Source organism: Microcoleus sp. S13C4 (genome assembly GCF_036700865.1).
Classification (GTDB): domain Bacteria; phylum Cyanobacteriota; class Cyanobacteriia; order Cyanobacteriales; family Microcoleaceae; genus Microcoleus.
In genome coordinates, this window is record NZ_JAUBPS010000013.1 from 55,402 (window position 1) to 68,708 (window position 13,307).

Genomic DNA, 13,307 nt, shown 5'->3' on the forward strand with positions numbered 1-13,307 from the left:
GCCACTCACAGACAAGAGAAATAAACCCGCCCCGCCCCATGCAGAGGCTATATTTTTCCGACTCTAGAAACTAAAAGTAGTGCGGAGAACCCCCACCCCTACAGTATCATTATCCTTAGTACCTTCAGGATTGAACAACACAAAAGCACCCGGTGTAACGCTGATATTGTCGTTAACTTTGAAACGATAATAAGCTTCCAAATGATAAGGAGTTGCCTTATTTGCCTGAAAACGAGCACCGCCACTTACCGAATCCCGATCCAAAGGCTGTCCAAACAGAATACCTGCATTATTGCCCTGTTTGAACAAATCTCGGAAATGGAAACCTACCATCCAACTGTTAAAAGTTGTAGAAGCATTGCTTCTTTCAGCATCAGCAATGATCCAACCTCCATAGGTAGAAACAGCTAATTTCGGAGAAAGCCGCCAAGTTGCAGTACCGCCAAACGAATTCATCCTCACCCCGCCACTAACAGGTTGTCTATCTCTTCCCAAAATTGAACCCAAATCCGCATCAGATAATCCTGTGGCAAGAATATTCAATTGGTGGCGACTGTAAGCGTAATTCAAACCAATGTCAATGCTGCTAGTGGGTTTAATCGTTAACTGTGCCGCAGCAACGGTACTGCCATTAAATAAACCCGCACCCAACGGAGTAGCTGGAAAGCCTAAATCGTTGGGCAAAGCAGCATTTACACTGCCGTACAAAGCTGTAAGATTGACTTTTTTGGAAAGGTTCCAAATAAACCCACCTGCCGATGCCAAGCCACTGCCTGAAGTGCCGCCGGATACGCGCACTACAGGGTTGTAACCTCCAAACCTAGAAATAGATTCTTGCCCTTCTCCAGCGAAAGGAGTGATGGCTTGAAAAGCATCAGAAGTTTCAGCTTTTGGGCCCGCGAATAGAGTGATGCTGTTAGAAACTGGAAAAACGTAAAGCAGTTTGTAAAGTTCAACAGTATTGGCGCCAATGCTAGATAAATTCTGAGGATTGATTCCGGGGAATTGCGGCTCAAAACTCAGCCTTGCCTGACTGTCAGACAAACCGCTAAATGCCCCCGTTGACAAACCCAAATCAGGCCCGAAGCTGCGAATGTTGTAAGCTTGTAAGCCTGTTATTAGGGTATCTTTGCCCGTAAAACTGGTCAGCAGATTCAGCCGCAGTCGGTAATTGAAGACTGTTTGAGTATCGCTATGATTGTTTTTCGTAGTATCGGCAACGCTAAAAATTGCTTCGCCGCTGAGTTTAGTTGTTGTCGAAAATTGATTGGCTTCTAATTCGGAGGTACGGGCTTCCAAAGCATCGACTCTACCGCGCAAAGTAGCTAATTCTGCTGCAAATTCTTCTTGCAGTCTTTGCAGTGCGGTTAAGTCTTCTTTCGTGGCTAAATTGGTTGTACCTGCTTTAATTAGCTCGTTAACCTTATCCAAGCAAGCGTTTAAACCGGCGGCAAACTCGTAGCGAGTCATTGCCCGATTGCCTCGGAATGTGCCGTCAGGATATCCCGCTATGCAGCCGTATCTTTCGACTAAAGATTGCAGGGCTTGAAATGCCCAGTCTGTCGGGCGCACGTCGGATAGTTGAGATACAGATGTTACTTGCTGGAGTTCGCTGGATTCAGAAGTTTTGCTGTTGGTTGCTGCGGGTTCTAAGGAAGCGCTGTTTTCGATTTCAGCTAACTTTTCGGAAGTAGAAGTTTCTGTTTGGGCAATTATTGGTGCAGGGTTAGGGGCGGGAATGACAGATGTTTTTTCTGTGACTTCTGCTGGTGTCTGCGAGTTTTGGGAAGGGGCAACAGATACTTGTTGTGTGACGGCTGGGGCTGGGTTTGCTGGTTTTTCGGCTAAGTTTAATGAGTTTTCCCGGGAATTTTCTGCGGTTAATGCTGCTGTTTCGGGCAGATTCAGGTTGGCAGTTTCTTGGGGGTGATTGGCGAGTTGATTGGTTGTTGAGACGGTGTTGTCAACTTGCAGCCCCTCAACTAATTTTAACTCGGATGTTTCAGGGGCTTTGACGTGATTTTCAACAGTTGTATTCAGCCTAACTTTAGCCTCGGACTCTTTTAACTCTTCACTACCTAATATTTTTTTTTCGGCGGGAGGCATCGCTGCCAATGGTAAAGAACCGGCAAGTATATACAGTAAACCTACTGCGCCAGCACTAAATAGTAGATGTGCTTTCACTAGAACTCCTCACAAATTTGATAGTAAAATTGCTATTAGCTTTCTAGGAATTGTAAAGCTCTGTGGTATCGCCAACCACAAAGTCTTGAGTTAATATTTTTTATAGGTCTAATAAAATAAGTAAAACAACCGCCTGCTATCAGAGCTTAAGGCCGCTAGGCATTTTTTGCGAGTTAGTTATTTATCTATCGGGTGGGTTAAATTATCACAAAAGTTGTATTTTAGCAATTATTTTTTTAACATTCGATCGAGCTTTTGCAAAATAACCACAGCCGCAATCACACTAAGAGCCAAGCCCAACCAAAAATTATCGGCCGCCCATTTACCTCTATCCAAAGCCAAACCGCCCAGCGGCGGCCCGATTAAATAGCCGATCGCCCAACACTGAGAATTAACCGCCAAATACACGCCCCGCAAAGACTCTGGGGCTAAATCTACCACCAAAGCCGAAGCAAAAGGCGTATAAGCAACAGTCGCAACCGACAAAAAGCTCAAGCCTAAAACAGCTAAAAATAGATGGCCAGTTGCAGCCATTCCCGTCAAGCCGATCGCGATAAATCCCATTCCCCACAGCAGCGCCGAAATCATCAAAGCTTTCGAGTGGGAAAACCGCCTCAAAGCTTTAACAACCGGCAGTTGCAAAGCCACAGTTAAAAACGTGCTAAAAGCAAACAAAACGGTAATTGTACCAGTAGAAAAACCTGTTCCCGTCCCCACCGCGACAAACTTGCTAAAGTACAGCGGCATTGTGGTTTGGATTTGGGAAATATATAATGTGAACAGAGTATTTACTAAAGCATAAACTAGAAGACTGCGATCGCTCAGCGCCACCATCCAGCCATTTTTTAGACTTTTTTTGCCTATATCGGCTGAATTAGCTGGTTTGTAGGTTTCGGCGATCGCGAGCGCCACCACCGCAAACAGCACTAAAAACGAGATACCATCAATAATAAAGAGCGAGCGATAATTTCCCGTTAACTCAATCAACAAACCACCTAAAATAATCCCAATTTGCAAACCCAAATTATCAGCAAGTCGCGTCAAAGCAAAAGCCTCCTGTCGTTGTTCACCCTCCGTTAAATCCGCCACCATCGTCTCGGTTGGAGGCCAATACAAACCCACACCAAAACCCATCAGTAAATTGCCCGCAATTAAGCCAACGAAATCATTAGTCGCCGCCAGTACAAAAGAAGCCACAGCACAAATAACTGCCGCCAGCAATAAAGTTCGCCGCCTTCCCCAAAATTTAGAATCGCAAAAAGAACCGCCCAAAATTCGACCAAATATGCCCGAAACTGAACCACTACCCAAACCAATCCCAACAGCAGTAGCAGATAAACCCACGCGATCGACAAAAAATATCGGCGCGTAAAATAAAGTAAAACCGGTGCCGCTTTGGGAGAGGAATCTGCCGGCGGCCAGAATCCAGACTTGAGGGGGGAGACGGGGCAACCAAGATGATAATTGAAATTTAGGCATATACAGTTAAATTAAAAGTTATTTCTGGACGCAAAAACCTGGTTTTTTATGAAAGAAATACGTTAAGGCTTTTAATCCCGGTCAAAAACAGATATCTTTGGTCGCAGTGCATAAGTCCTGTGAGTAATTATTAATTTATTCCGTACTTTTTCCGAATTAGTATTAGTTAACGGCAGTGATGACAAACATAAGTGAGCTTAACAATTATTCAGGGTATGTTACACAAAAGTTACCATTAATTTAAAAATACTTAACAGAATTTTAGAAAAAAGTTAGTTAAACTCTAGAAAAGGCAGAAGAAAATTTTAGAGGGTCTAATTATATGACAGCTATTACAACATCAAGAGTGGAATCCATCAAACCGCGCTGGCAAGCAATTGTCATGGTGTCTCTAATTTTCTGGCTCAGCGGTAGCCTGATTTTGGATCTAGTAATTATGCCCAGTCTCTACATATCTGGCATGACGACATCTCCCGAGTTTGCAACGGCGGGGAATTTAATGTTCTGGGGATTCAACCGCGTTGAGTTAATCTGTTCGGGCCTGGTGGCAACGGGTTTGATGGTTTTGAGCAATTTAGTCGGTGACTTCGGCAAGCGCAGCCGCACAGCAATCTTATTATCATTGGTACTTCTGGCGATCGCCCTGATTGACACCTACGCCCTGACACCCCAAATGAGCGCCTTGGGAATGCACCTAAATCTGTTCGATTCCGCAGCAGAAGTGCCAGCCGGGATGAATCTACTGCACCAAGGCTATTTTGGATTGGAAGCCCTGAAGTTGGCTGTCGCCGGTACGCTGCTCGGCTGGTGCTACCAAAACCAAGTTTAATCGACACAATACTCAGAGGTGGAGTTGAGAAAAAAAACTCAACCTGCAGCGGCGGGGGGCGTGAATTCACGCCCCCCGCTAATTTTTTAAATTTTAACGCGATCGTAAACACCGGATTTGATATTCATCTGCGTTAATCTGTGTTTATCTGCCTGTATCTGCGGTTAAAAAAAGAAAATTTATTCACCGCAGATGAGAATGGATTGACGCTGATTCACGCAGATGAAGAGAAGAGAGATATGAATAATCTCCGATGCTAACAGATTTGATATAACTATACTGTCAAGTTTCCTGACCCGCCCAAAAACGGATACTTGCGAACGACTCCTGTGGTTGAGAGAGCAAAATTTTAGACTCTTGTTCAACTTCCTACATTCATCTGTAGAGTAAATCTAAAATCTAAAATCTAAAATCTAAAATCTAAAATCGACTCACGGCACGCCCTACTCGGATGCTTCCGGTAAATCTGCTTTTGGCCACAGCAGGCGCAAGCCCATCACCGCAAATCCGATCGCCGCAAGTCCCTTTACCAGTCGTTCCGGCAACACCTCTGCGGTGCTGAAGCCGATCGCCACACCGATTAAACTCGCCAGCAGCAGCGCCGACGCGGTGCCGAAAAATACAGCCCGCGGCGAGTTACAACTACTGCCCAAGGCGATCACAGCTAATTGACTTTTGTCTCCCAATTCTGACAAAAACACTGTAATAAAACTAATTCCCAAAAGTTGCCAGTCCATGTTTTTTTAGTTCTTAGTTAGCTATTGTAGAAATCTAGGACTTACCGACAAGGCAGACAATTAACCCAGCACTTCCCACAGCAGAACCACCGAAATCGCCAGTAAAATCACTCCGGCTGCTCTCTCCAAAGTTCTCGGAGCAATCCGACTAGCCAGCCACCTTCCCAGCAACACCCCCAGCAAACTGGTTGCTATCAAAGCCGAACCCGCACCCGCAAAAACGATCCAAGGATTTCGAGATTCAGCCGTCATCAGCAAGATTGCGAGCTGAGTTTTGTCTCCAATTTCAGCCAAAAAAATAGTTGCAAAAGTCGAGGCAAAAATTGCCCACTGCTGCGACTTCAGTTTCTTTTCTTCCTGACAAATATCGGGATTTATAGTCACTGAGAGTTCAGCGGGCTCCGGGGTTAAAGCAGCACAAATCTCAGTAACCTCTTTTATTTGTAGTTGTACCTGTTGTGGCAAATCATAATTGAGGTTTACTGAGTCAGAAGCAGACAAGCTTGGCGGAACAGAATCAAGTTTCACGGGCAATGAGTGCTAAAAGCTATTTATTTTTGACTTGTACTTTTGATTCTAACTCTCTCTGTGCCTGCTTTTACCAAACCAGGGTCATCTTTTTCCCCCGACGATATTTCAGCAACTGATTCCTGGAACAACTCGCCACACCCAAAAAGGCATACAACCCCCCAGATTTATCTGTCGAGTCAATCTCAAATCTCAAATCTCAAATCTCAACTTGACTGACTGACTTGTTCATGTGCCGTAAGTTCGATCGCCCGCATCTCCCAAACCAGGTACAATAAAGCCCTGTTCGTTGACTATTTCGTCGATCGTTGCCGTGTAAATCATCAAACTCGGGTACTCTGCACTCAGCCTCTTCAAAGCCGGAGGAGCAGCCACCACAGAGATAATCCGAATCAAGCTCGGGTCAATTCCCCGCTTCGTCAATTCCTGCATTGTCGCTATAATCGTGCCGCCCGTAGCCAGCATCGGCTCGCTAATTATCACCCGCGTTTCCGGGTTAAACTGCGCCGGCAATTTGTTCAAATAACAAGTCGGTTGCAGCGTCTCCTCATTTCTTGCCATGCCGAGGTGGTAAACCGAAGCCAGCGGTACAACCGTCTGAATTCCTTCGAGCAGTGCCAAACCCGCCCGCAAAATCGGTACTACAACTAACGGAGCTTCCGGGTTGATAAAAGTCGCCGGACATTCGCCCACAGGGGTCTGCACCGTTGTTTCCACTGTCGGCAGCCATTCTCGAATTGCCTCGTAAGCCAGCCACCTTCCCAATTCTGTCATCGCAGAACGAAAAAGTACCGATGGGGTGGCGGCGTCGCGAGCAACAGCCAGCCAGTGTTTAATTAATGGATGTGGAGGAACGTAAACGCGCAGTTGCAGGGACATTAGAAAATTGGGGAGAGTGCGAGGTTGGAGGCATTTTATGCTGCGGTCGATCGTCCTTGAGGGCTTCGCCAACGGGCGATCGATCGCTCTGTGCAACTTATCACATCCTTGAGGGCGCATACAAGCCAGAGATTGAGTTAGACCCCATTCGCCGATCAACCTCCATCAGCTTATTGAAATATTTTACCAATAGTATTGACATTAATTAGCAATAAGACTATAGTGATTTTTAGTGTTCTCCTCTCAAAGGATCGGCAGACGGGGGCAGTCGGCAATGGTAGACTGTTCCCGCATTTTTTTTTTTTAGCTGGGGCATTAGGCATCGGGCATGGAGCAGAGAGGGCATCGGGCATCGGGCATCGGGCATCGGGCATTGGAAATAGTTTATTTTTGTTCCTTCTTCCTTCTTCCTTCTTCCTTCTTCCTTCTTCGTCCTTCCTTCTTCCTTCTTCCTTCTTCCTTCTTCCTTCTAGAGCGATCGACTGTAATATTATAGAAATTATTAAGATTTTTAACCGAATGTCAGCTCCTACCCAATCCCAATTATTTTCTCCCAACTCCCGCCATACACAGCAAGAGTTTGATGTGATTGTCATCGGTTCCGGCATTGGCGGACTCGTGACAGCCACCCAGCTAGCCGCTAAGAAAGCCAAAGTTTTAGTGCTCGAAAGCTATACAATTCCGGGGGGTAGCGCTGGATATTTCGATAGAGAAGGCTACAGATTTGATGTCGGGGCCTCCATGATTTTTGGTTTCGGACAGCGTGGCACCACCAACCTCCTCACCCGCGCCCTGAAAGCAGTCAACGTCACCTTAGAAACGATTCCCGACCCCGTACAGCTTCACTATCACTTACCCAGCGGCTTGGAACTTGAAGTTCCCCAGGCTTATGACAAATACTTGCAAGAATTAACTGACAGGTTCCCTCACGAACGCCAAGGAATCCACAAATTTTACGGCGAATGCTGGAACGTCTTTAACTGCCTCAACGGGATGGAATTGCTATCCCTAGAAGAACCCGGATATCTAGTCCGAGTCTTTTTTCAGAATCCCTTAGCCTGTTTGGGATTGGTAAAATATTTGCCTCAAAATACTGGGGACATTGCACGCCGCTACATCAAAGACCCTACTTTGCTGAAATTTATCGACATGGAATGCTACTACTGGTCTGTAGTACCTGCCGACTTGACGCCGATGATTAACGCCGGAATGGTATTTTCCGACAGACATTACGGTGGCATAAATTATCCCAAAGGCGGAGTCGGTCAAATCGCCCAAAAATTAGTAGAAGGATTAGAAAAATGCGGCGGGAAAATTCAATACAAAGCTAAGGCGAAAAAAATTATTACAGAAAACGGCCGCGCTGTCGGAGTCGAGCTAGCAACCGGGGAAGTTTACCGCGCAAAGCGCATCGTTTCTAACGCCACGCGCTGGGATACTTTTGAGAAATTGCTGCCCGCAGAAGAGATGCCCGCTAGCGAGAAGAAGTGGCAGCAGCGCTATCAAAAAGCCCCCAGTTTCTTGAGTTTGCATTTGGGGGTGGAAGCAAGCGTAATCCCTGCGGGTAGTGCCTGCCACCACATTTTGTTAGAAGATTGGGACAAAATGGAAGCGCCGGAGGGGACTGTGTTGGTGTCAATTCCGACCGTGCTCGACCCGGATTTAGCTCCCGCAGGATATCACATCGTTCACGCTTTTACTTCGAGTTGGATGGAACAGTGGGAAGGACTTTCGCAGCAGGAATACGAGGAGAAAAAGGAAGAGGCGGCAGGGAGAATTATTGAAAGATTAGAAAAGATTTTTCCCGGTTTAGATGCCGGTTTGGATTATATGGAAGTTGGGACAGCGCGTTCTCACCGCCGCTTTTTGGGGCGCGAAGACGGAACTTACGGGCCGATTCCGCGACAGAAGCTAATGGGTTTGCTGGGAATGCCGTTTAATCGAACTTCTATGCCTGGTTTGTATTGTGTGGGTGACAGTACGTTTCCCGGACAGGGTTTAAATGCGGTGGCATTTTCTGGGTTTGCTTGCGCGCACCGAATTGCGGTTGATTTGGGTTTTTAGCGGTAGTGATAGGGTGCGTCAGACGGCTTGCTTGAAATATGAGAGAAAATGTGAGGTTCCGGGGTACTTTACACAAAAACTAAAAACCCGGTTTCTGGGGAAAAACCGGGTTTTAAACTGAAAATTGGCAGTTTTCATTCTTTTGCTGAGTTCACTGGTCGTAGCTACCGCCGACGCCGATTTGGGTATTGTAGATTTTGGCATCTGTGATGGTCATATCTTCCATTGATGCGCCGGATACGTCAGCGGTGTTAATGATAGCCGCGGTCAGATTTGCCCGATCGAGGTCTGCGTCATTTAAACTGGCATTAGTCAGGAAAACTGCGGTTAAGTTAGCACCTGTCAAGTTAGCGCCGGTCAAGTCAGCACCTTCCAGGTTGGCACTAGATAGGTTTGCTCCTCGTAAATTTGCTTCTCTCAAGTCAGCACCAATTAAATGAGTTCCCGTTAAATCTGCTCCTGACAAGTCGCACTGAAAACATTGGCCCGTTGACAATAACTGTTTGACGTGAGCGGGATTTTCAGCGCGAGCCGGCCCGGCCAACAGTAGGGGAGTAATTAAAAAAGTAGCGGCTAATAGATTGCGTTTCATAATCCCTTTTCCTCACCAGACTCTGTATTTAAGTTCTTCTATTGATATCTACAATCTTACCACCGTTGTTTTCGCAAGTTGCGATCTAATTCACAGCTTGGCTGTGACATCGATTGCCCTCAACAACGCATAGATGGTCTCAACAAGCTCGCAAAACATAGTTTCGCAAAACTTAACACTGCCGAACTTAATACAGTGCACTTTTGTAGTAACCTTTTCTAGGTTAGCTAATATAGCCAACCGATGTGTCATTCTGAAGAGGGAGATGATTCGCAATACGAGGGATGATTTTAGGGATGATCCTATCGCAAAAAGTTCACATAAAATACTTGGTTTTTAATAAAAGTGTCACGAGACAGAAAATTTAATTTAAAATAAAGATAAGCTTATAACTTTATAGGTAGAGGAAAAGCATTCACTGGCTTGATCCCCAGTCCAAGCTCAGCTGCATTTTTAACAATAAATTTTAATTAGGTCTCAGCAGCGCCGTAAAAATCCACCTAGTGCTTGGAAAGCAGCACTTTTTTGGAGTGTCGCAGAGTCCACGCGATCGCAAAACTCAATTAAATATGCTCAACAACGATTCATCCAAGTATCTGCCAACCTTAGCTCAAGTAATTGACCGCTACCCCTTGACAGTCGCGCCCCATACCCCACTAGCAGAAGTAATTACCCTGATGGGCCAACGGCGCGGAACTTGTTCTCTAAACGCAGACATTCCACCAACCGATATCTATCAGCAACTAACAGAAATCGCAAATCCCCCCACCTCAAGCGCATTTAGAGACGCGACAGGTATCTGCGTCTTTGTCGTGGAAAAATCCCTAGAAAAATTCTCCTCGCAGTCTGCTCAAAATTCTCAATTGCAAGGAATCTTCACCGAGAGGGATCTTGTCGATTTGATTGCCTCGGGCAAAAACTTAAAAGGTGTCACCATCGCAGAAGTCATGAAGCAGCCCGCAGCAACTCTAACCAAAGCCGAGACTCAAGACATTTTCAGCGCCCTAATTCTCCTGGGGCAACGAAGAATTAAGCATTTGCCAATATTGGACACTGACGGTCAACTATTAGGAGTAATTACGCCGGAAAGCATTCGCCAAGCCATGCTGAAACCGGCAAATATTTTAAAAATGCGTAGCGTGAAAGAAGTAATGACCGCACAAGTCATTCAAGCGCCTCGCTCCGCGTCAGTTAGGAGTTTAGCCGAGTTGATGGCGCAGCACCGCGTTAGCTGCGTAGTAATTACAGAATCAACAGAATTATCGATGAATTTACCGTTCCCCATTCCAGTAGGTATAGTCACAGAACGGGATATTGTCGAATTTCAAGCTTTAGAAATAGATTTGTCGCAAACGATCGCCCAAACGGTGATGAGTACCCCTTTATTTAGCCTCAAGCAAGAAGACTCGCTGTGGGTAGCTCATCAGGAAATGCGCCAGCGTTTAGTCCGCAGGTTGGTAGTAACGGGGGAACGCGGAGAACTCCTGGGAATAGTTACTCAAACCAACATACTTCGCGTACTTGATCCCATGGAAATGTCCGGGGCGATCGATGTTCTGCACGATTCAGTGGCAGAAAGGACTAGGGAATTGCAACAAGCGATCGCATCCCTCAGCTTGACTAACGCCAGACTAGAAAGCGAAATTGCTACCCGCGTCAGGGCCGAGGCCAGACTCCACCTTTTAGAATCTGCTGTAGTGAACGCTAACGACGCAATCGTGATTATGGATGCGGGAGACAGCGATATCTCCGACCCCAGCATCATCTATGCCAACGAAGCTTTTACCCAAATGACGGGCTACCTACCCGAAGAAATCATCGGACAAACCCCCAGTTGCTTGCGTGGCCCAGAAAGCGACCCCACCCAAGTCGCTAAAATTCGCCGTACTTTCTCTCGCCGAGAACCCCTACGCCTAGAATTGATTAACTACCGCAAAGACGGTTCAACATATTGGGTGGAACTCAACAGCGTACCCATTGCCGACACCTCCGGGAACGTTACCCACTGGGTGTCGGTGCAGCGAGATATTACTGATCGCAAGCGCATGGAACAAGCATTTTTTGAAGAAAAAGAACTCGCTCAGGTTACTCTACAATCGATCGGCGATGGCGTCATCACTACTGACGCCGACGGCTGCATTTCGACCCTGAATCCAGTTGCCGAAACACTCACGGGTTGGTCTACATTGGAAGCTAAGGGTTTGCCCCTCGCCAGCGTGCTGAGAATAGTTGACGAAACTAGCCGGCTGCCGATCGAACATATCGCCGAAATCGCTTTGTCCGAAGGTCGGATTGTTGACCAAGGGCGCAACAATTTGCTGATTGCCCACAACAACAGCGAATTTGCGATCGACCACTGCGTCGCCCCCATCCACGCTAGCAGCGGCGAAATTGTCGGCGCCGTCGTTGTGTTCCGAGATGTCACGCAAGTGCGAACTCAAGCGCGGCAACTCACCTGGCAGGCAACTCATGACCCCCTGACGCAATTAGTCAACCGCCGGGAATTTGAGTACCAGCTAGAGCACGCCCTACACGGCGCTCAAGGTTACGGGCAAGAACACGTGATGCTTTACCTGGATCTCGATCGCTTCAAAATAGTTAACGACACCTGCGGTCATGCTGCTGGGGACGAACTACTGCGCCAAGTCAGCCAGCTATTTAAAAGCAGTATCCGCAAAACAGATATTTTGGCACGTCTGGGTGGCGATGAATTTGCCGTACTCCTGTATAACCGTCCCGTCGATCGAGGATTGGATGTTGCCGAAACGCTGCTGCGAAGCATTCAGGCATTCCGCTTTGCGTGGCAGGACAAAACTTTTTCGATCGGCGTCAGTATCGGTTTGGTAGCAATCAATCCCAAAACAGCATCGACATCTGCGATTTTGAGCGCGGTCGATATGGCCTGCTACGCTGCTAAAAATAAAGGTCGCAACCGGGTGCAGGTTTATCAAGCCGGCGATCAAGAATTAATTAAACAGCACGGCGAAACGCAGTGGGTGGTGCAAATTAATCAAGCTTTAGAAGAGAATCGCTTTTGCTTGTACTCTCAGCCGATCGTACCTTTGCTCAACTCTCCAACCACCGGAACCCACTGCGAAATCCTGCTGCGCCTCCAGCTTGAAACTGGTCAGGTGGTGTCGCCGATGGCGTTTATTCCGGCGGCAGAACGCTACAACTTGATGCACGCGATCGACCGCTGGGTGATTCGTACTTTATTTAGCAATTTATCTAAACTTTTCACGGCCAATTTATTAGTCCAAAACCCCGAGGTAGACAGCGATAAAATAGTTACCTTCCCTGCTTGCTCTCTTTTGTCTGATCTGCAATCGTCATTTGGCAAATATCCCAACCTTTATTCAATCAACCTTTCTGGGGACAGCCTCAACGAAGAAAAGTTTATCGAGTTTATTCAGGAACAGTTTTCCATCCATCAAATACCGCCGCAAATAATTTGTTTTGAAATTACCGAAACCGTGGCGATCGGTAATCTCAGCAAGGCAGCCAGCTTGATTTTGCAACTCAAGGAACTAGGCTGCCAGTTTGCCTTGGACGACTTCGGCAGCGGGATGTCTTCCTTTGCTTATCTGAAAAGCTTACCAGTTGATTATCTCAAAATTGATGGCAATTTTATTAAGAATATTGCCGACAATCCTATTGATATTGCAATGGTAGAAGCTATTACCAAAATTGCTCATGTCATGGGAATTAAAACTATTGCGGAGTATGTGGAAAATCAAACAATTATGGATAAACTAAATGAACTTGGGGTAGATTACGCTCAAGGTTATCATTTGGGAAAGCCTCAACCTTGTAACTTCACATCTCCTATTTTAGAGGGGTTTTTGGGGAACTTTCCTGTTGATTCTTTGGCTTTTGAAGGTAAGCTGGCTTGTTGAAGAGTTGACAGAAGGAAGAAGGAAGAGGGAAGAGGGAAGAGGGAAGAAGGAAGAGGGAAGAGGGAGAATTGCCCAATTCCCAATTCCCAATGACAACTGCTCACTGCCCAATGAAAACT

10 protein-coding genes are annotated in these 13,307 nt (G+C 46.5%); 3 read left to right on the forward strand and 7 right to left on the reverse strand.

Annotated features, from left to right (window positions below; translation table 11 throughout):
- Window positions 1-63: 63 nt before the first annotated feature.
- Complete coding sequence (locus QT996_RS08110; protein WP_333045717.1) at window positions 64-2,184, reverse strand: iron uptake porin; 2,121 nt, start codon at window positions 2,182-2,184, stop codon at window positions 64-66.
- A gap of 228 nt (window positions 2,185-2,412) precedes the next feature.
- Window positions 2,413-3,663 (reverse strand): MFS transporter, encoded by a 1,251-nt coding sequence (locus tag QT996_RS08115; RefSeq protein WP_333045718.1) that lies wholly within the window; start codon window positions 3,661-3,663, stop codon window positions 2,413-2,415.
- A 322-nt stretch (window positions 3,664-3,985) separates the two neighbouring features.
- Here QT996_RS08115 and QT996_RS08120 point away from each other — a divergent pair, with 322 nt between their 5' ends.
- Entirely contained in the window at window positions 3,986-4,492 is a 507-nt protein-coding gene (locus tag QT996_RS08120) for a hypothetical protein (RefSeq protein WP_333045719.1), read from the forward strand.
- 443 nt (window positions 4,493-4,935) lie between these two features.
- Here the strand turns inward: QT996_RS08120 and QT996_RS08125 are convergent, their stop codons facing one another.
- The 4 genes from QT996_RS08125 to QT996_RS08140 all read right to left on the reverse strand — a co-directional run bounded on the left by QT996_RS08125 (window position 4,936) and on the right by QT996_RS08140 (window position 7,232).
- Window positions 4,936-5,229, reverse strand: a complete 294-nt coding sequence (locus QT996_RS08125) for a TMEM165/GDT1 family protein (protein ID WP_006635027.1) — start codon at window positions 5,227-5,229, stop codon at window positions 4,936-4,938.
- Window positions 5,230-5,289: 60 nt separating this feature from the next.
- Entirely contained in the window at window positions 5,290-5,757 is a 468-nt protein-coding gene (locus tag QT996_RS08130; protein WP_333045722.1) for a TMEM165/GDT1 family protein, read from the reverse strand.
- Window positions 5,758-5,985: 228 nt separating this feature from the next.
- Window positions 5,986-6,636, reverse strand: a complete 651-nt coding sequence (gene upp / locus QT996_RS08135) for a uracil phosphoribosyltransferase (RefSeq protein ID WP_006635025.1) — start codon at window positions 6,634-6,636, stop codon at window positions 5,986-5,988.
- Window positions 6,637-6,806: 170 nt separating this feature from the next.
- A complete protein-coding gene (locus QT996_RS08140; protein ID WP_333045780.1) occupies window positions 6,807-7,232 on the reverse strand; it encodes a hypothetical protein in 426 nt (141 codons plus the stop codon).
- Between QT996_RS08140 and crtH the strand changes: the two genes are divergently transcribed.
- Window positions 7,156-8,700: a carotenoid isomerase gene (crtH, locus tag QT996_RS08145; RefSeq protein WP_333045723.1), complete on the forward strand. Its 1,545-nt coding sequence runs from the start codon at window positions 7,156-7,158 to the stop codon at window positions 8,698-8,700. The two genes, QT996_RS08140 and crtH, sit on opposite strands and share 77 nt — an antisense overlap.
- 151 nt (window positions 8,701-8,851) lie before the next feature.
- Here crtH and QT996_RS08150 read toward each other — a convergent pair whose 3' ends face one another.
- The gene (locus QT996_RS08150; protein ID WP_333045725.1) at window positions 8,852-9,292 is read right to left on the reverse strand and encodes a pentapeptide repeat-containing protein; all 441 of its coding nucleotides are present in this window, start codon (window positions 9,290-9,292) and stop codon (window positions 8,852-8,854) included.
- Between the two features lie 530 nt (window positions 9,293-9,822).
- Here QT996_RS08150 and QT996_RS08155 point away from each other — a divergent pair.
- The gene (locus QT996_RS08155) at window positions 9,823-13,188 is read left to right on the forward strand and encodes an EAL domain-containing protein (RefSeq protein WP_333045727.1); all 3,366 of its coding nucleotides are present in this window, start codon (window positions 9,823-9,825) and stop codon (window positions 13,186-13,188) included.
- Window positions 13,189-13,307 lie beyond the last annotated feature (119 nt).

What these genes read in the sequence shown, in the direction of transcription:
- QT996_RS08120 (WP_333045719.1), top strand. Translation starts at nt 3,986, where the DNA reads ATGACAGCTATTACAACATCAAGAGTGGAATCCATCAAACCGCGCTGG.
- QT996_RS08125 (WP_006635027.1), bottom strand. Translation starts at nt 5,229, where the DNA reads ATGGACTGGCAACTTTTGGGAATTAGTTTTATTACAGTGTTTTTGTCA.
- QT996_RS08150 (WP_333045725.1), bottom strand. Translation starts at nt 9,292, where the DNA reads ATGAAACGCAATCTATTAGCCGCTACTTTTTTAATTACTCCCCTACTG.
- QT996_RS08115 (WP_333045718.1), bottom strand. Translation starts at nt 3,663, where the DNA reads ATGCCTAAATTTCAATTATCATCTTGGTTGCCCCGTCTCCCCCCTCAA.
- QT996_RS08140 (WP_333045780.1), bottom strand. Translation starts at nt 7,232, where the DNA reads ATGACAATCACATCAAACTCTTGCTGTGTATGGCGGGAGTTGGGAGAA.
- upp (WP_006635025.1), bottom strand. Translation starts at nt 6,636, where the DNA reads ATGTCCCTGCAACTGCGCGTTTACGTTCCTCCACATCCATTAATTAAA.
- crtH (WP_333045723.1), top strand. Translation starts at nt 7,156, where the DNA reads ATGTCAGCTCCTACCCAATCCCAATTATTTTCTCCCAACTCCCGCCAT.